The sequence below is a fragment of the Mesocryomonas lacus genome (genome assembly GCF_055730135.2).
The window spans coordinates 270,905-288,933 of record NZ_JBUZWE020000006.1; the positions used below are offsets into that span (position 1 = coordinate 270,905).

Annotated in this window: 21 protein-coding genes; 1 reads left to right on the top strand and 20 read right to left on the bottom strand. The window is 62.2% G+C overall.

Features of this window, described 5'->3' with window-relative positions:
* Positions 1–12: 12 nt before the first annotated feature.
* Genes ACZLZY_RS12040 through ACZLZY_RS12050 form a run of 3 tightly spaced genes read right to left on the bottom strand, consistent with a single transcriptional unit; the run spans position 13 to position 2,024 of the window.
* The gene (locus ACZLZY_RS12040) at positions 13–276 is read right to left on the bottom strand and encodes a phage tail assembly protein (protein WP_472934146.1); all 264 of its coding nucleotides are present in this window, start codon (positions 274–276) and stop codon (positions 13–15) included.
* Positions 277–300: 24 nt separating this feature from the next.
* Positions 301–804, bottom strand: coding sequence for a phage major tail tube protein (locus ACZLZY_RS12045; protein WP_472934147.1), 504 nt, complete (start codon positions 802–804; stop codon positions 301–303).
* On the bottom strand, positions 804–2,024 hold the full coding sequence (locus tag ACZLZY_RS12050) for a phage tail sheath C-terminal domain-containing protein (RefSeq protein WP_472934148.1): 1,221 nt from the start codon (positions 2,022–2,024) through the stop codon (positions 804–806). The genes ACZLZY_RS12045 and ACZLZY_RS12050 overlap by 1 nt, the downstream gene beginning before the upstream one ends.
* Before the next feature lie 368 nt (positions 2,025–2,392).
* On the opposite strand from ACZLZY_RS12050, the gene ACZLZY_RS12055 reads away from it, so the two are divergent.
* A complete protein-coding gene (locus ACZLZY_RS12055; protein ID WP_472934149.1) occupies positions 2,393–2,866 on the top strand; it encodes a MarR family winged helix-turn-helix transcriptional regulator in 474 nt (157 codons plus the stop codon).
* Positions 2,867–2,896: 30 nt separating this feature from the next.
* Here the strand turns inward: ACZLZY_RS12055 and ACZLZY_RS12060 are convergent, their stop codons facing one another.
* The 17 genes from ACZLZY_RS12060 to ACZLZY_RS12140 are packed head-to-tail and all read right to left on the bottom strand — an operon-like array spanning position 2,897 to position 17,996.
* The gene (locus tag ACZLZY_RS12060) at positions 2,897–3,508 is read right to left on the bottom strand and encodes a DUF4376 domain-containing protein (RefSeq protein ID WP_472934150.1); all 612 of its coding nucleotides are present in this window, start codon (positions 3,506–3,508) and stop codon (positions 2,897–2,899) included.
* Complete coding sequence (locus tag ACZLZY_RS12065; RefSeq protein WP_472934151.1) at positions 3,508–5,334, bottom strand: hypothetical protein; 1,827 nt, start codon at positions 5,332–5,334, stop codon at positions 3,508–3,510. Before ACZLZY_RS12065 ends, ACZLZY_RS12060 begins: the two co-directional genes overlap by 1 nt.
* Positions 5,306–5,491 (bottom strand): hypothetical protein, encoded by a 186-nt coding sequence (locus tag ACZLZY_RS12070; protein WP_472934152.1) that lies wholly within the window; start codon positions 5,489–5,491, stop codon positions 5,306–5,308. Before ACZLZY_RS12070 ends, ACZLZY_RS12065 begins: the two co-directional genes overlap by 29 nt.
* A gap of 12 nt (positions 5,492–5,503) precedes the next feature.
* Positions 5,504–7,819: a hypothetical protein gene (locus ACZLZY_RS12075; protein ID WP_472934153.1), complete on the bottom strand. Its 2,316-nt coding sequence runs from the start codon at positions 7,817–7,819 to the stop codon at positions 5,504–5,506.
* Positions 7,816–8,451, bottom strand: coding sequence for a phage tail protein I (locus ACZLZY_RS12080; protein WP_472934154.1), 636 nt, complete (start codon positions 8,449–8,451; stop codon positions 7,816–7,818). The genes ACZLZY_RS12075 and ACZLZY_RS12080 overlap by 4 nt, the downstream gene beginning before the upstream one ends.
* Entirely contained in the window at positions 8,448–9,332 is an 885-nt protein-coding gene (locus tag ACZLZY_RS12085) for a baseplate assembly protein (RefSeq protein WP_472934155.1), read from the bottom strand. Before ACZLZY_RS12085 ends, ACZLZY_RS12080 begins: the two co-directional genes overlap by 4 nt.
* Entirely contained in the window at positions 9,329–9,670 is a 342-nt protein-coding gene (locus ACZLZY_RS12090; RefSeq protein ID WP_472934156.1) for a GPW/gp25 family protein, read from the bottom strand. Before ACZLZY_RS12090 ends, ACZLZY_RS12085 begins: the two co-directional genes overlap by 4 nt.
* A gap of 16 nt (positions 9,671–9,686) precedes the next feature.
* A complete protein-coding gene (locus tag ACZLZY_RS12095; protein ID WP_472934157.1) occupies positions 9,687–9,959 on the bottom strand; it encodes a PAAR domain-containing protein in 273 nt (90 codons plus the stop codon).
* Entirely contained in the window at positions 9,956–10,432 is a 477-nt protein-coding gene (locus tag ACZLZY_RS12100; protein WP_472934158.1) for a phage baseplate assembly protein V, read from the bottom strand. The genes ACZLZY_RS12095 and ACZLZY_RS12100 overlap by 4 nt, the downstream gene beginning before the upstream one ends.
* Complete coding sequence (locus ACZLZY_RS12105) at positions 10,429–11,031, bottom strand: hypothetical protein (RefSeq protein WP_472934159.1); 603 nt, start codon at positions 11,029–11,031, stop codon at positions 10,429–10,431. Before ACZLZY_RS12105 ends, ACZLZY_RS12100 begins: the two co-directional genes overlap by 4 nt.
* Positions 11,031–11,348: a head-tail joining protein gene (locus tag ACZLZY_RS12110; RefSeq protein ID WP_472934160.1), complete on the bottom strand. Its 318-nt coding sequence runs from the start codon at positions 11,346–11,348 to the stop codon at positions 11,031–11,033. Before ACZLZY_RS12110 ends, ACZLZY_RS12105 begins: the two co-directional genes overlap by 1 nt.
* A 17-nt stretch (positions 11,349–11,365) precedes the next feature.
* Positions 11,366–12,448 carry a major capsid protein gene (locus ACZLZY_RS12115; RefSeq protein WP_472934161.1) on the bottom strand — a complete coding sequence of 361 codons (1,083 nt, stop codon included), beginning with the start codon at positions 12,446–12,448 and terminating at the stop codon, positions 11,366–11,368.
* A gap of 24 nt (positions 12,449–12,472) precedes the next feature.
* Positions 12,473–12,826: a head decoration protein gene (locus ACZLZY_RS12120; RefSeq protein WP_472934162.1), complete on the bottom strand. Its 354-nt coding sequence runs from the start codon at positions 12,824–12,826 to the stop codon at positions 12,473–12,475.
* A 22-nt stretch (positions 12,827–12,848) separates the two neighbouring features.
* Positions 12,849–14,231 (bottom strand): S49 family peptidase, encoded by a 1,383-nt coding sequence (locus tag ACZLZY_RS12125; protein ID WP_472934163.1) that lies wholly within the window; start codon positions 14,229–14,231, stop codon positions 12,849–12,851.
* The gene (locus ACZLZY_RS12130) at positions 14,221–15,801 is read right to left on the bottom strand and encodes a phage portal protein (RefSeq protein ID WP_472934164.1); all 1,581 of its coding nucleotides are present in this window, start codon (positions 15,799–15,801) and stop codon (positions 14,221–14,223) included. Before ACZLZY_RS12130 ends, ACZLZY_RS12125 begins: the two co-directional genes overlap by 11 nt.
* Positions 15,801–16,016, bottom strand: a complete 216-nt coding sequence (locus ACZLZY_RS12135) for a phage head-tail joining protein (RefSeq protein WP_472934165.1) — start codon at positions 16,014–16,016, stop codon at positions 15,801–15,803. The genes ACZLZY_RS12130 and ACZLZY_RS12135 overlap by 1 nt, the downstream gene beginning before the upstream one ends.
* A gap of 15 nt (positions 16,017–16,031) precedes the next feature.
* On the bottom strand, positions 16,032–17,996 hold the full coding sequence (locus ACZLZY_RS12140; RefSeq protein ID WP_472934214.1) for a phage terminase large subunit family protein: 1,965 nt from the start codon (positions 17,994–17,996) through the stop codon (positions 16,032–16,034).
* Between the last annotated feature and the right edge of the window lie 33 nt (positions 17,997–18,029).

An 18,029-nucleotide genomic window follows, 5' to 3' on the forward strand; every position in this document is an offset into this window, starting at 1 on the left:
CTTCGGCGACTTCTAGGCTCGCCGCTTCCGACCCATAAAACCCTCGATGATGCCCCCGATAGCTTCGATGTCGGCGGCGTCGAGATCGTCCATGGCCTCGGGCGGCCAGCCGGAAAGGCGCTGGATGATGTTCAGCGTCTTCTCGATGCCGCTGCCGCTGTCGTCGCCGACCGCTCGCAAATCCTTGCCCTTAAGACGGCGGATTTCGATCGTCTTGCGCTCGACGCCTTCTACGATGACAGGCTCTTTCAGGGTGTACGGGGTCTTTGTCGACACGTCGGAATTCCTTGTGAGAGGCGCTTAGACGCCGATGTTGGCGCGATGCTCGGCGAGCTGGTCGATGCCGCCGAACTTTCGGATCATGTTGACCACATCGATTTCGCAGTGCTCGACGTCCGACTGGCGGTAGCGGAAGTATTCCAGCTCGGCCGTCATCGTCTGAACCGTCTTGTTCGCGCCGCGCCATTCGCCGAACTCGAGCCCGGAGAAAAACCCGCGCGTGTTGATGACGACGGGCTCGGGCTTGAGCACACCCTGCGCCTGGACGGAGCCGCGAGCGACGAGGGGGACAGACGACCGACCCATCATCGCAATCAGTGCGGGGGTGGCGTCGGAGACGATGAACGTCATCGTCATCTTCTCCATGCCCATTTCCAGCGCCATGACGCCGTCCATGCCGCCCGCGCGATGGTCCTCCATGGTGAATGCCAGCGCGGGCAGCGTCAGGGCGTCGACACGCCCCGCATAGTCCTCGCCATCGGCGTAGAGGTTGAAGTGCTTGAGAAGACGGGGAAGACGAGCCATCAGACGATGTCCTCAAGGTAGTCGTTTGTGATGCGCGAACGGAAAATGACGTGCTCCGCCGGGTAGTACGGCGTGAACTCGACGTTGAACCAAACCTTGCCCTCGGCGATGCTGGCCGGGCTGTTCAGATCCGGGTCGGCGTAGCAGCGGCCGCCAGCAATCGCGCCCATGGCGACCAGCGTGCGGATGTAGGCGTTAACCGACTCCTCGACGTCGTCGATGTACGTCTTGGTGATGTGGCGATCGACGGCCCACAGGTGCGCCCGCAGGATGCTGTCGTTGATGATATCAGCCGTCCGGACGACGTTCAGGAACGTGTATTTCTCATCGGACGAACAGGTGTGATTGCCCCAAAGCCGATACCCGTCCTCACGGATGATCGTGGTGACGTTGGCCTCGTTCAGGAAGTTCGCCCGGCTGTTGATGTCGCCGAGTGCGAAGTCGATCGGACGCGCGGTGCCGAGGATGCCGTTGATGTTCTGGTTCGACGGGCTCCACCAGAAGCCGCGGTCGTTGTCAATCTTGGCGATGAGGCCGGCGACCGCGGACGAGGCCGGTTCGTTGACGATGGCGGGGCCGCGCTGAACCTTGACGAACGGGTCCACGACATAGACCCGCTTGGATCCCCAATCGCCGGTATATGCGATGGCCGCGGCGTCATTGGAGTTCGGGCCGTCCGCCACGATGATGGCGCGAAGCCGCTCGGCGATGCCGACGAGTTCGGACACGACCGGGTTGGCGAGGTAGGTGCTGGCATTGTCGGGGTCGACGGGGCGGTCGCCGGTAAAGCCGGGAACCAGCAGAATACGAGGCGCTACGCCGAGCTTCGACTGAGCACCGAGCAGCGCATGGACACCCTGGTAGGTCCCGTTCACAGCGCCGCCGAGGATGTTGGATAGCGTGCCAGCCGCCTGCCCTACGCCAGCCGCGCCTTCTGCAACACGGACGACGACGATGGCTGCGCCGATCTGATCGAGAATGAGGTCGACAGCGTTCGGAAGCGTGCCAGCGCGCGTGGCGCCAACCGACACGTCGAGCTTCGACGCCTCGAGGCGGGAGCCGGCGATCAGCACCGGGGTATTCAGCGGGAAGGCAACAGGGTCAGCATCGGGAGCGGTTCCGACGATGCCGATGATGGCCGAGCGAACCGTTCGGATGGGGCGCGGACCGTCATCAATCTCGATGACCTCGACGCCATGCAGAAAGTCAGTGCCCGCCATGTCGGCCCCCGGTTTACTCGCGTTGACACGGTATAACTGCGGGTTTGCAAATCGTCATTGCCGGATGTCGGGTTATGATCGTTGACGTGTGGCGCAACCACCCTCTCCCTTACCCATATGGCGGCCTAAATAACGAGCATCTTTGCGGAAATAGCTTCCTCTTGATTCTGATGCTAATTTAATGCTTCGTAAGCTTCGTAGAGCGCCTTGAACACCTCGGTGATTTTAAGACGACGATAAAATTTTGCATGCTATCCTGATTAATTCCATGGAAGGCAATCTGTATCGGCAAAAACCTATAATATTCATCCAAAAAAGATTAGTTTAGGCCGGCTATAATTGTAAAATGATAGGCGAAGGAGACTTCAGTGCATTCTCCATTCGGTTTCGTTTACAGTAAAAAATATAAATACCCGCTATTACAGAGTATTCTATCTATATCTCGCTCTGTTAGGTGGCTTATGTCCATTAAACTCGCAGAGATTGGGCTTCATATTGGGCAGGGTGATTTACTGACGTCCCTCGCAGAAGGAGAAATAATAGCTGTTTCCGAGTCAGCAAAACGCTTAAACATTCGTCCCTCTAGTGCGTCAAAATTAATTGACCGTTTGGTCGAAAAAGGTTTCATCCGAAGATTCGCAGATCCGCTCGACTCGCGAAAATCTTTGATTGAAATAACGCCCTCAGGAGCTCTCGCCAGAAGTAAGGTATCCAGAATTCAGGTAGAAGTTGAGCGCGAGGTTTTCAGCAAGATAACAATGTCCGAAAAGGCATCTATAGATGAAAAAATTGATTCTATTGACAGAGTTTTAACATCTCTGAGGCATAGAATAAGAAATTAGTATAATTCTGAATATATTAAGCTTGAATCGCTAAACCGGCCACAGTTTATCATCCGTATAGTTCCCTAGAATGCCAGCGTTTTTGATCGCCTTCGCAGCGAAGACGTTGGCGCTCTCCCAGGCTGCGGCGGCCTGGCCGAAGGCGAAGCACGTCGGTGCGTCCATCGGCACAAGGGTGTTGTCCTGCGCGATCCAGACGAAGTCCTCGGCTCCACCGTGCCAGCGGAGGTCCCCAAGCTGGGCACCTGCGGCGGCAGCGAAGCCGGCAAGAGTCGCAGCGCCTGTGATCCGCTTCTGCGAGGCGTCGTCGTAATCGAAGGGCGTGCCGTTGAAGATGAAACCCGAGCGGATGCGACGGTCACGCTCGGCATTGACATCGACTGAGCCGGGCGCGGGGAGCGGCGTCACGGTGTAGCTGGCCGTCACGATCCCCTCTTCACCAAGGGTAAGGACAGGGCCGGCTCGCGCCTCTGTATTGGGGTCAAACCCCTCCCCGACAACGGCGCACGGATACCACCCGAACTCGCGTCGCTCCTCGTCAGTACGGAGATGCCAGCCCGACTGACCGCGCCAGTTCGACCGCATCGTCAGCGGACCTTCGAACGCCCCGTCCGGGTTGATGACAGCATAGTTCGCGATCATCAGATCACACCTTCAAATGCACGGGGGTAGAACGCCACTCCGTTACCTACGCCGGTTGGCAAAACGGCGGGATCGGCAAGCTTTGTAAACACATCGCCGGATCGCTTGTAGATCGTCACGAACGGGGAGTTCGCATGAGCGACCGCCAAGTAAAGACCATCCGACGAGAAAGCCAGCCGGTTCCCCTTCCCCGTTGGCAAAACTGACGGGTCCGTGAGCTTCGTAAACACGTCCCCGGATCGCTTGTAGATCGCGATGAACGGGGAGGATGTGAGCGCCAGCGCAAGGTAAGTTCCGTCTGGCGAGAACGCGGCACCGTTCGTGTCAACGCCGGGTAGCGTCGAAGGGTTGGTAAGCTTCGTGAACGTGTCGCCCGAACGCTTGTAGATCGTCACGAACGGGGAACCGCTGTGAGTGACCGTCAGGTAAAGACCATCCGGCGAGAAGGCTGCGCCAGTTGCAGAGGGCGGCAGCGTCGAAGGGTTTCCCAGCCTCGTGAGCGTGTCACCCGAACGCTTGTAGATGTAGATGAACGGGGACGAATTCGCGTTGGTGCACGCAAGATAGGTCCCATCCGGCGAGATGGCGACTCCGACTATACCGCCGCCGGGCAGAGTTGCCGGGTCAGACAGCTTCGTGAAAACGTCGCCGCTTCGTTTGTAGATGAGGAGGTAAGGGGACACGGAACAGCCAACGGCTAGGTAAGTGCCATCCGCAGAGAACGCAGCGCACTGCCCTACGCCGCTGGGCAATGTCGCGGGATCGGGCAGCTTCTCGAACGTGTCGCCGTTTCGCTTGTAAATATAGAGGGTCGGCGTTCCGGAGCCGGGAGAGGCGGGAACGGCGAGATAGTTGCCATCAGCCGAGAAGGCCGCGTCTTGTCCAAATCCCGGAGGGGTCGACGCCGGAGTGGGAAGCTTTATCGATGTGTCCACATCTCGCCCGTAGATCGTAAGGCTTGGCGAGGTTGAATGCGCAACCGCCAAGTACTTCCCATAGGCAAACCGAGTGGTCGTCCTGAAGGCCACCTTCGGGGACTTTGTGATGTTCCCCTTGCCGTCTGCGTAGACCATCTCCGCGAGGTAGTTGGTCGAGATGGTGAGATCTAGCGAAAGGTCCCGCGTGACTGTCGTTCCCGCTCCCGCCTCGACGTAGGCTTTCACCACTACGGTAGGCGCAGAGGCCGCGTAAATATTGACGGTGCGGCTAACCTGCGGGAAGCCGTAATCCGACGCGTATTCGGTGGCGGCAAAAGTGTAGGTCGAACCGAACCCGACGTTTGTCTCGCCCGCCACCGGGCTGATGAGGCTGATGGGGTAGATTATAGGAGGAGCCGCATTCTCCAGCGCCGTCAGCCGGTTGCCCTGCGTTAGATTGACATCTGTTACGCCAGCAACGGCGATACTCAACTCTGCCGTAGCGAGCTGCAGCTCGACGATGTCCTGCAGCGCGTCGACCAGGGCGGCCTTCTGTGCTGCCGAGACGAACACCCGCGTCGAGCTTTCGGCCACATCAGCCGCCGGGATGCCGCCCGCCAGGATAAGGTCGATCTGGTCACGCAGCGCTTCCGCGTCGGCTTGAAGCGTTGCGAGCTGCGCTTGCGTCTGCTCGATGAGAGGCGTGATGGCCTCGTCGATGCGGGCCTGGCCGTTGAACGACAGGTCGTTGATGAGGTCAACCAGCTCCGTCCGCTGCGCTTCTACGGCGGCCAGCCGCGCAGACAGGTCGGCCATTACGCCGTCCCATACCTCGCGCGTCAGGACCGCCTTGGCGGGCGCCGGCGGGAACTTGTAGTCGTTATCGCGGCTCGGCACTGTCGACGACATCTGCGCCCTCCTGTTCGATGATGGCCTTGAGGGTGCGGCCGCTCATCTCGTGCACCGGCAGCGGCAGGAACTTCGAGCGCCGAAACTCGAGCGGGCGGACGAACTTCACCTCGTAGGCTTCATCATCCGCGTAGTCGGGGGTCATCTGTGCTGGCATAGGTCAGGCTCCCTAGAGGGCGAACAACGCGCTGTTCTGGACGAAGAAGACGTTCACGATGTTCGTCGTGCTACCGCCCGGAGCGTTGCGCACGATCGAGGTGCCTGCCGGCACGGTGTACCGGGACAGGATGGCGCGCCGCGACGGCTTGTCGGCATCGACGACGGTGGTGGAGCTGTCCGGCACTATGAGCGCGGGGCCGTTGCCGACCATGATCCGCGGCGTGAACGTGTGCACCGCGGGGTCGAAGTCGTCGATAACCGTCAGCGTCTCGATGATCGTCGTCGTGAGGCCAAGGTTGATCGCCTTTGAAACGGCCAGGAAGGCGTTGCGCACTCGCGCCGTCTTGTAAACCGCATCGGCCGACAGCTCGATCATCGGCGCAAGGTCGGGCGTGGTCAGGAGCGTGCAACGCAGATTGACCATGCCTGGCAAGCCGACCAGCGGACTTGCGCCGGCGGTCGCCTCGATCTTGTACCAAGGGACGCTCTGCCCGCCGTAGACAGGCTGGAACTCCCACGAGATGACCGTGCCGTCTGGCTCCCAATTCGGGTAGAGCAGATGGAACTGCGTCATGCCCTCAGCGAGCGTCATCGACTTGAAGTCGATCACGGTCCGAGCGTTGCGGAACCGGCAGCCGTTGACCCGGAAGTTGAAGTCGAACGTCAGGTCGCCCTGCGCCCAGGCGCCGTCCGTGAAACGGAACGACGTGCCGCCGCTGAAGGCGTTGGCGTCGGATCCATAGAGGGTGTGGTTGCCGGTCGTCACCACGAACCAGGCATACCGTTTGCCGGGCGCAAAGAACGTCACATCGGCGACAAACTCATTCCAACCTACCTTCAGCTGCGTCCGGGTCAGCGTCGCCTGCGCGATGACGTCTGTGATGATCGGCGCGCCAGTGGGATCGGTCCCACAGAACAGGACGTGGACGTCGCCGTCAGTGCCGATCTTGGCGAACTCAAGCTCGACGGAAGGGCAGATGAGCGGCTGGTCGACGAGGAACGTCTGGCCGTAGACCGAGCCGTTGAGGCCCACCGTGATGGTGCTGTAGTCCCAGTAGGTCTCGGTGAAGCTCTCGGTCTTAACCGAGCGCACGGCATAGATTTTGTGACCCGGCACGTAGCCGTTAGCCGTGTTGCCGTTGTCGGCGATGGCACCGAGAGACTGAAGCGTTTCCCCGTCCTTGGAGAACGAAGCGTTCGCATTCAGTTGCGCAGCGTATTTCGACCACTCAGCCGCATTTTCGCAGATGTTGACGGTCGGGCCGTAGGTCGTCTTGGTCCGGCTGACTTGGCGCTTTGTGGCGATGACGTCGCTGTGCACGAGCTGCGAGATCAACCGCGTCGCGCGGCCGCCTTCGTTGGCGATCCGCTTTACCTTGTCCCAAGCCGGAACCATCCGGCGACCGGCGAGCATGATCCGCGGGTCGTCTTCATTCTGGATTTCCAGCCGTGCTTCCCGAATGGTCGAGAAGGGCATCTGGATGCCCTCGTCGATCCGGGCCAGCCAGCTCGCGTGTGTGGTGTCCCACTGGTCGAGGAGGAGGCCGGGATCGTACCAGTCGGAACGTGCGCCTTCGGGCACGTTTACCTGCCGGCGGATCGCTGCCACATCGCGCCGGACCTGCCGGAAGATTTCCGGGCGGATCATGCCGTTTCGTAGTTCGGCAATAGCCCCGTTGACGTTGGTCATGCCCGTCTCGAGGACTTCCGTCCGGACGACGATACCCGAGAAACTAAGCTCGAGCGCCGTCACCCGGCCCTCAACCTCGAAGAGGCTCTTCGCCCGCCATTGCTCGCCCGGCTCGATCTCCTGTACGCCCTGCGTCGTCAGCCGGACGAAGGCAATGCAGGCGTCGGTGGCGGCGATCGTCGGGCGGAACGTGGGACCCGGCGCCGCAACGCCCTGCTGCACGGTCATCTCGACGGCGCGAACCTCGATGGTCGGCGTCGGGATGGAGACCGGGATGCTGAGTTCCGGATCCTCACTTGTCTCAAAGGCGCGGTCTTCCTGCACGGTGCGCAGGATGTCGCGCGCAATAAGCGCCACCCACTTCTCGTCGCTCGCCGCCAAGGGCAGATAGATCGTGAGGTTGATCGTCTTTTCGAGTTCGGAGTCGAAGACCATCGACCCGGCGAAGTACCGGCCAGGCGAGACCGTGATCTCCTGCGCGCTTTTGCGAGCGACCGTGAACCCTGCCCAATGAGCGGGATAAGCGATGACGTCGCCAACGACGGCGTCGAGCGCGGCCTGAGGAAAAAGGCCAGCGCGCTCGTAGTCAATCGGCTCGAGGTACTCTGCTTCGCCGACGAGAAGTCGCTTGCTCATATTCTGATCCTGTCTCGGAAGGCGCCGAGGGGGTGCCCGGCATCGAGGTCGATGCCATCGTCCAGCGTGATCGGGATGCGATGCGCGAACGTCACGGTGTAAGCGGTCTCGGGCGCTTTGGAGACGACGAGAGCGTGCTTCGCGCGACGGATCGGCTCGCGATTGAAGGTGCGGATGGCCGACCGGCCTGCGATCGAGTGCCCAACTAGAAGCGCACGCGACGAACGACGAAGACCCGCCTTCAGCAGCAAGCGCGCCGTAAAGTTGGGGTGCTGGATCGGCGTAATGCCGGCCGCGATTTTCCCCACCGGGAAGCGGGCCGGATAGCTGCGCTTGTGAACGACAACGGTGTCGACGAACTGCAAAAATGAGGTCGCCGCGGCTCGCGTCCCCTTAATAGAGGCGAGGCGCGCCGCCATTGAGATCATCAGGCGCTTTCGCGCCTCCGACCAGTCTTCGTACCAAAGGTCGACGCTTTCATGAGCCGCCAGGAATGGGAGCCAGACGGCAGGCGAGGCAACCGGATCGACGATCTGGCGAAGCGGCAAACCGACGTCGGCGCTCATAACATCGGCAAGTGCGAACTCGGTAGGCGTCGAGTTCGACGGCAAAAGCTTGTCAGCAGAGATCATTGCCGCACCTCGACCGTTACGACGATGGCGATGCATACCGGCACCGCATAAGGGTCAGCGGGAATGTCGACGGGAGCAACATCGCGAACCTTTATGACGTTCGGGCCGTACGCAGCCCCGGCGAGAAACCCAACCGGCACCTCAGCACCGATTTTCGTCCTGGCATTCGCCGCAGCCCGCACCCGATTACCGCTATCGACGCGAACGAGCGCCGCGTCAGGCCCGGGCGGGACCTCAATGACGAGATCAACCGTGTATTCACGGCGGACTGCGGCCAGGACGCTCACGCTGACAGCTTCCGGCTGCACATCTGGCGCCAAAACGGCTGCCCGGACCGCCGCCATCTCTTCAGAGGTAGGATTTCGGCCCGCAGGACCCGAAACGACGATGTCGGTGTCCCCTCGCCGCCCGTGAACTGCCCGTCCAACAACCGCGGCGTGGCCGGCTTCCGGAAATGCGCTGTATACCTCGAAAAGGTAACGGCCAACCGAGCCTGCAGCAGCCTTGTCGAAGGATAGGAGGTAGCGACGCAGCAAGTTCGCATCGCTCTCCATCACTGCGGGCGCAGTTTCGGTGGCAGGCACCAGAGTAAGGCGTGTGACGCCTTGGCGAACCGCGACGTTGTCGAGATCGAGGCCGCTGGCGAGCGGCGCCAGGACCGCGCGCACGGCATCGTTCACGCGGCCGCGCATCAGAAACTCGCGATAGTCCACAGCCTCGATCAGCTTCAGGACCATGTCGCTTTCAAGCACCGCCGTGAATGCGGGGTAGCGAAGACGGAAATCCGCGAGTGTCTCGGCGTAGATGATCTCGACGTCGAGCGCCTCGACGGCGTCCGGCGGAGGAAGCTGCGACAGATCAATGGTCGTCGTCAGGCTCATCGGATGATGATCCCTTCCAACGACACGACCTTGCCGTCCGGCAGGTATTCCGCCGTCATCGAAAGCTCAATTCTGCCTGAAGATCGTGACAAAACGTCAACGCCTAGAACACGCAAGCGCGGCTCGTAGTCGAATAGGGCCTGCGCCGTTTCGATGTAGAGGTCGACGCGTAGCTCGTCGTCGATCGGACGATCAACAAGGTTCGGAATGTTCGACCCGTAGTCACGACGCATCACTCGCGATCCCTTGCGGGTCGTAAGGATATCGCGGACGGACTGAAGGAGATGGGGGAAGCCGTCGAGGGGGCGCCCGGTCTCTCGATTTATGCCAAGCGCCATCGTTCCCCTCCTTCCCTCACTCACTGAGTTTAAACCACATCCGGCCCGTCGTGGCATGGCCGCATTCCGCAAGGTGGCCGGCGCGGCAGACCGGTATCCCTCCGACGCGGAACCACGGGCTGGCCTGCGCCATCGCCGGCGGTTTCGCGTGCACGGCGGTCAGGTGCGGCGTGACCAGATCACCAAGGACGACGACCTCATTGCCTTCGATCTTGAACCAATCCATGGCGCCGGACATATGCGGCGCCCCGGCGGTATCGATGGGCCGGGCTGCTGCCCCGTAGCTCATACCTTGATCGCCTCGAAATCAGGCGTGTAGAGCTTCACCCCGTCCGACGACATCTCGAGCTTCGTGCTGCCGACCGAAATGATCAGCTTACCGCCGGCTGGAATTGCGATGTTGTAGGTGTGCGACTTGTCGTCGTACTCGACGATTGCGCCATCGGCGAACTTGGTTCGATGCTCCTTGGCGTCCTCACCAATCTCCCGCTCTTCGGTCGGGATGCTGCCGATGATAACTCCCTGCGAGAGGTCGCCAGAAGGCGCCGCAATGACGACCTGCTCGCCGACATCGAGGGACTCATAGGTCTTGGTGTTGCCGCTCCGCCGCTGCGACATTGGGATCCAGTCGCTTTCAAGAGCGCCTGCCTTCACGCGGTAGCGCGCGAGCTTGGGATCAACTTGCGAGACGGTGCCGACTGTCACCATGCCGGCAACCCGGCGGTTCAATTCGGTAAGTTCCGGGTCACGCCTGGCGGTCATGGAAGGTCGCCGATGGTGGGCGCATTGTAGACCTCGACGTAAGCCCCCTCGTTGCCAAGGCCGACCTCGGGGTCGAAGCCGAGAAGGATCTGCGTCGGCGTCTTGCCTTCGATCTCGCGCATGTGGGTCACGTAGACGACCTCAAACGCCATGCCGGCCACCCACAAGGCGGTTTCCTCGGCGTCACCGGCGACCTGAATGCTTGTCTCCTTCAGCGTGCACCGCTCGACCAGTCCGCCAAAAGTGGGATCGGCGTAGACGAGGTTCTCGACCGTCCATGCGATCTCATCGACCCGGAGCGCGCCGAGGTCCATCTCCGCCGGGTCGCCATCGCGTGAAAGGCCCGTCTCATAAATCTGGACGGCCAGATCCATTGTTCGCCGGCGGATGCCGCCGTCCATCGCCTCAACCGGGTCGAGCGTCTCGCTAAGGGTGTAGATGAGAATCGCCGGCGTCGCTGAAGCGGCATCGAGCGGAAGATCGCGGCTGTTGTAGACGCGCCGTTTCGCGGCAGTCGGGTAAACAGGCGTCGGGCTGTCGGTGGGCGTCGACAAAAGCGCCGCGAACCGGTCGCGGATGATCTCTCGAGGATGTCGCATCAGATTTTCCGGAGCTGCAGCTTGACCATGCCGGACGACGACGGCCATGGCGCCGAGACGAGGTAACGCTTGCCCTGCACGGTGACCTTGTCGCCTTGCACCGGGTCGACCCCAATGTCATCGACACGGACTTCCAGCATCGGCACCTTCGACAAGGTCGGCATCGTCCCGCCGGCCGCGACTTCCTTGAAGTCGGGATCGAAGATGCCGGTGATGTCGCGCGTCTCGCCAGTGGCCTCGATCCAATAGGAAACGGGCTCCCCGAAGGTATCCCCCACGATTGCGGTCATACCGTCGAGAAGCCCGTTCCAGTCCATCAGATGAGGCCTTGCGGTTAGGCGGCGCGCGCCGTGTAGAGGATCTCGGGACGGCTGCAAATGTAGAGCGGGTAGCTGTACACCTCGGGTCGGACCCAGAAGTTCCGCTTCTCGTCGCGGATCATCAGCGAGTAGAGCGGCTTGCCAATGGTGTTGACGTAATCCCAGGCTTCGCCCGGCGCGAACGCCTTTTGGAAGATGCCGCGGGAGTTCATCGGGAAGAACTTGCACTTCGCCGAAGGGATGCCGAGCATGGCAGTGCCAACCGCCGTGCCGGCGCCTGCCGCAGCATCGTCGAAATCGTCGGTGCCGCGGTAGTTGATGAACAGGATGCCGCCGTACTCGAAGGTAGCGTAGCTGCCGGCGCCAAGGGCCGACTGCGTCGCCACACCGAAAGAGCGGTTGAGCGCCTGCGCCTGCTGCATGTTCAGGTAGGTCTCGCGAACCGTCTTGTGCTTCGTCAGCATGTCGAAGAAGACATCGCCGCAGAGGCCAACGATGCGGAAGCCGGCGGTCAGAGAACCCTTGGAGCCCTTGATCATCTTGCGGGTGACCGAACGGCATAGGGCTTCGATATCGGTCGTTGCGGTGCCGAGCGCAAAATCGATCTCGGCGGGCTTGGCGATGCCGAACTCGGAAAACCAGTCGATGATAACCGACCCGTCAGCGTCGAGCACCACGCCCTGCACGGCGCCGAGCATCATGTTTTCCCAGGTGGCTTCCACGTCCGTAACGAGCCGCTGTTCGTACCGACCGACGTAGCCGATCATGGTCTCGACTTCGGACTCCGTGCCCATCGCTCGGATGTTCTGGATCTCCGAGGCCTGCATCGTCATGCCCTTAGCAATGCGGCTGGTCTCGTAGCTGCGCAGGTTGCGCCGGTCACGGACGCCCTCGTTGATGGGCGCGCCGCGGGGCGTAGTCGGGATGAGCGCAAGGTGATTACCCTGGCGCTCGACCGACACATGCGTGGTGGCAATCGGGACATCCTCGAAAAGGTTCATCGACCCGATGAGGTCCGGCTTGAAGTCGAAGTCTTCCAGCGCGGTCGTCATGCTGACCGCGGAGAAGGCATCGTCGTTGAAGATGTCCATATGCATGGTGGTAGTTCCCCTGGCGCCGCGTCAGTAGCGAACGATGATGCCGACCGCCGCGAGCGCAGCGATAGCGGTTGCCTTGGCGGGCGCGCCGATGCCGGCAGGCCAGACGAGTTCGTAGCCGTTCGCTTCCATGTCGCGGACGGATGCCACGCCGCGCGTGTCGGTCGCGGTGTTGTAATTGTCATAGGCGATGGCGACGGCGCCGGCGCCATCAGTGCCGATCGGGACGTACTTGCCGCCCGAGACCTTGCAGACGATGCCCGCGACGATCGCCGCAGCCGCCGCGAAAATGACCGTTTCGCGCGACCGCGAAGAGTCTTCCGCTTCGCTGCGGATGTAGGCGCCGGTGCGACGGCCTTCGTTCAAAACCTGCGACATGCGCGCGTCCCTCAGTTGCCGCTTAGCGGCGCTTCATTGCCTTCTTCCAAGCCGAGGTGGTGCCCTCGGCCGAAGAGCCGCCGCCGGACTTCCCGGTCGGAGCGACATGGGTGGTGGTCTCGGCGGCGTCCTTTTCGGATGCGGCCTTCATGACCGCTGAGCGCGCGGCATCGGGGCTGGTGCCCTTCTCGATTGCGGCGCCGACGTCGAAGTTCACGCCCATACGGGTTGCCTGGACGCCAATGGCGCTGAGGTCGGCGCAACGCTTGCGCTCGGCCGCGCTGGCGACGGCGGCGGCATCGGGCTCATCGGCCTTTTCTTTGATCGGCTCGACCTTGCCGTCATCCTCGGCCTTGGCTTCGTCCGCCTCGCTGCCTGCCTCGGCCACCTTGCCGTCGTCTTCGTCCGGCTTCGGATCAGAAGCGCCAGGCTTAGGGGCATTTGCGGTACGTCCGGCCATGAGACTTCTCCTGACAGTCGACGAACTGGCAATTAGGCCGCTCGACGATTGCAATTCGTCAATGCTCGCTGCAAAGGCTTCCATCGCTTCATCGAAGGTGCCGACATCATCGGCAAGACCTGAGTCGACGGCGCGACGTCCCCTGTTGATGTCAGCTTTGGTAGCACGGATTTTTTCGACCGTGATTCCACGATTCCGCGCTACGAGGTCGACGAACATGCCGTAGAGATCCTCGACATCACGCTGGATTTCGGTAGCCGCCCGGTCGGTCAATGGCTCATGCGAGTTGCCATCAACCTTATGGTCGCCCGAAAAGATGTACGTCCATTTCACGCCGAGCTTGGCGTCATAGGCGCTCTGGTCGATATGCGCCCCGACGACGCCGATGGATCCGACTTCGCCGGTAGTCGGCACCCATATGCGCGATGCCGCCGAAGCAAGAGCGTAGCCGGCCGACGCCGCCAGCTCGTTAGCGTGAGCCCATACCGGCTTGCCCGTCGTTTCGCTTGCGGTCCGGATGAACTCGGTCAGATCGAAGACGCCACCAGCCTCGCCGCCTGGCGTGTCCAGCTCCATCATCATGCCTCGGACTTCGGGACTCGACAGGATGTCGGTTGCGCCCTCCATCAGCGCGCCATAGCTGGTCATGCCAGATGCCGAGTCCAGCCATGAACCTCGACGGATGAGCGTGCCGTAGATCGGCAGAACTGCGATGCCATCATCGGCGAGGTAGCCGCCTGCGGCGAAGGACCGCCGGGCACCGACAAAGGCGGACCGCTCACGGCGCTCATTGCGCAGACTTTCGACCTCGGCCGACTTCTCGACTTCGAGCCCGTTCAGAAGCCGCGGGCCAATCGCCGAGAGGATCGTATCGAGCTTGCCGCGGTGAAGCAGCAGCGGCGTTCCGAAAACGCGGGACGCGATGTGGGGTAGATCAATCGGCATCGGCTTCCTCAGTCGTCTTGGCCGCGGCGTCGTCGTCTTTCTCGTCGTCGGCTTCCGGTGGCGGCATCGCGGCCGGGACCATCGAGCCATTCGCACTGACGGCGCCGGCGTCGGTGTCGAACACCAGATCATCGACGCTCTGCCCGCGCTCGTCTGCGAACTCGGCATCGACGTCCTCGCGATCATAGCCGCGCTCGGCGACGACCTGCGTCCGAGTCTTGAACCCCGCTCGCACGGCTTCGCGCTCGGCCTTCACGTCCTTGGCAGGGTCGATCCACTCCATACGCGGGGGCAGCCAGTCGACAGCCCAATACGGCGTCGGGTTGGCCCCATAGTCGGGGATGTCGACGAAACCGCCCATGACCGCCAGCTCGACAAACCGCTTCCACACGGGCCGGCATGCCTGAAAGATCATGACGTTGTTCTGCCACTGTGAAACGCGGCGCCGGAAACGGATGATGTCCGTCCGGACGTTGGAGAAGTTGCCCTTCGCGACGTCACCGGTGACGTAGGCATATGGGACGCCGAGGCCGGCGCAAATCTGCGTCAGGTTCCGATATTGGAACGCCTCGTAGCTGCCGCCGACTTCGGTCGGGGTCGAGAACTTGATGTCCTTGTCGTCACCCAGGTCGACCATGGCGCCCGGCTGCATTGGCGCAATCGGCTCGGGCTCAATTTCGAGGCCGTCGCTGTCCACGTTGACCGGGCCGAGCGGGTTTTCGCCGCGGCCAATCAGGAAGGCGGTGAACAGCGCAGCTGAACGCTTCCGTTCAAGCTCGGCATCGTCATAGCTCTCCAAAACGAACAGCTTGACGAGGACCCGCGCGACCCGCGGAACGCCCCGGATCTGCCCGCCCTGCCGGCCGTCGTAGACATGCATGACATCGGCCGCCGGCACTCGAACACGGTCGCGCAGCGCGGAGCCGTTTAGCGGGCGATCGTCGCCGGGATGATTCCGCCAGAAGTGATAGGCTGCGCGCCTACCGATAGCGTCAAACTCGATGCCGGCGCGGATGTAATTGCCGTTTGCGAGCGTCGAGGTGAAGGTCGGGTCGAGCATCTCAGACGGCAGAAATTGAAGCTGAAACGGCACCGTCATCATGTCGCCAGGCCGGCGCGTGCGGATGCGGACGAACCCCTCGCCGGCAAGATAGACCTCGCGGGCGATCTTCTCTTGCAGGCCGTAGAAGTCGGTCACGCCATCAGCGTCCGCCTCTTCAGTCCAGCGCCAGAACAGATCAATGAGAGCCGAGCGAAGAGCCTTGTTCTTGATCTTCGGACGCGGCTTGATGCCATCGCCAACCGCCGCCGAGGTGAACTCGTCGACCGCGTTGCCGGCATAGCCGTTGTTCTCGTAGAGCCAGCGAGCGCGGGCAACCAACGTCGAGCCCGACCGCTGAAGAGCCGCGTTGACGTGACTGCGGGAGGGGTTGAAGCCGCGCAGGCGACGTCCCTGCCCGGCCGCTTCGAACGAAGACGCGCCATTCCCGGCAACCTTGAACGGATCGCCAGCGGCGACGGCTGTCGGGCGGGAGCCGGCGGGCACTCGATAACGAGGCTTTTCAGCCATCAGAGCCCCCGGTCGTTGGAAAGGTAGAAGACGCGGCTGCGACGCGAGCCGGTCTCGGTCGCGATCTCCGCTTCGAGATCGGCCAACGCGGCACGCAGTTCGTTCATGCTGCGATAGCGGACGCTCTTGTCGCCGTGCTCAACAGACAGGACACCCGAGCGCATCGCCTTCTTCAGTGCCGAGCGCTGCGCCTCGAGTTCGGTCGTGTCGGCCATCCCCACTCCTTTGGCCTAGTCCATGAACGGGGACGCGGTGACGCGGCGCCGCGGGCGAGGCTTTGCCTTCGGCTGTTTAGCATGCGCGTCATGCGGCACGATTCCACGATTCCGTTCGACATCGACAACGCTGACATCAATGACCATCTCGACGCCGACCGATGCATCCTCAGCCGCGCGCGCCGCGACCATGCTCGCGACCCTCGCCGCCTCCATGTTCAGGTTGAGGCCCATGACGATGAGGCCCTGCAGAACCGAATAAGCGTAGACACGGCAGTCGAGCCGCTCGTTCCTGGCGTCGTCAGGCTTCCACCATTCGACGATCGGGAAGCCCTTGGCGTAGCGGGTCCGCTTGCGCTCGACTGTCAATTGGTCGAAGGCATCTTTGTCCCACACGTCTTCGGAAAAGTGACAAGCTCCCGCGCCGGTGACGCCAGGCCCGACCTTCGCCAGCCTAGCGATGACGACCTCCTTCGCGCTGTCGACACCGATAGGGTAGAGGTTGATCTTCCCCTTGTTGTTGCGAGACGGCTTTCGCGGCCATACCGGGCGCCGGCCTGCATAGCCCTTGATGCCCCATATGCGCCGGCCCTCGCGCGGACGGATGAACCGGTATGCCGCCTGCGTGTTGGCGCCGCCGGTATCGATCGCCGCCGCGGTGATGGGCATGCCGTTCTCAAAGCCAGGGTGCGCCCACCGCTTCGAAAGGTAGTCGTCGAGGGCGTCCCACACCTCGAGGTCGTTCGGGTCTCCGGGGAAAATCTGGTAGTCGACCGACCATGACTCCTCGTCGCGTCCCCAGCCGACGACCTCGGCCTCGAGGCGGTCGGGCTGGACGTCGATGCCGGCGGTAAGGAGGACAGCCGGCGCCGGAACATCCTGGTAGGCTTCGCGCAATGCCATCAGCGAGCCGGGGTCGATCCGCTCGCCGCCGATGTCCTCCCATTCCTCGCCGAGGATGTTATTGACGAACGGCTGCAGCCGAGAAGGATCATCCTTCGCGCCGATGAACCGGAACGCGCATTCCCCCCAGGTGTACCAAGGGGAGTAGAGCGCGCTGAGGTGATAGCTGCGCATCCGTGGCCGGGTGGATGTCGCCGTCGCAGTCCAGATGCCACCCGCCAGCAAGGCCGATTTGCGGTGCTCGGGATGGCGGTGCTCGCAAAGCTCACCGGTCTCGGGATCATGCGAAGCGCAAACGAACATTGCCGTCTCGGGCTTACCCGGCTCCCACTTGATCCGGTCCCAGGTGATGGGCTGGCGAGCGCCGCAGCTCTCACACGCCACCATGTAGCGGCGTTGATCGCCCTCGCGGTATGCCTTGCCGATGCGGCTTGTCTCTTTAAGCGTCGGCGTCGACAGCTTGAAGATCTTCTTTCGGCCCTTGAAAGTCGACGTTCGGTCGGTAGCCAGCGTCACCGGGTCGCCGTCGTCATCCGCGCTCACCGGATAGCCATCGACCTCGTCGAGGACCAGCTTTCCGACCGGCAGGCCGCGCAGTCCTGAACCGGAGTTCGCGCCTGTCAGGATAAGGACGCCGCCCTCGAAACCCTTCTGCAAGACGGTGTTGTCGCTATCCCTAGCCCGAGCCGGCTTCACGCGCTCCCGCAGCGCCGGACATGCTTCGATCATGGGATCAATGCGCGTCTTGGAAAACTTCTTCATCATCCCTTCGGTCGGCATGACGTACATCATGGGACCGGGATTGTGGTGGATGGCATACCCGACGAAATTGAACGCAGCCTCCGACATGCCGACCTGCACGCCCTTCATCACCGCCACTTCTTCGACAGGGGAATAGGCGGATAGGCAGTCCATGATTTCGCGGAGGTACGGTGTCCGGCTGGTGCGCCAACGGCCGGGCTCGGCCGAGGACACCGATGCGAGCATCCGGTTTTTGTCAGCCCATTCCGACACCATAAGAGGCGGGTCGGGTCGGAATGAGCTTGCGATGCAATCGGCCGTGAGGGAGTCGGCCATAAGATCGAGCAACCGGCCGGGCGTCAGGACGGT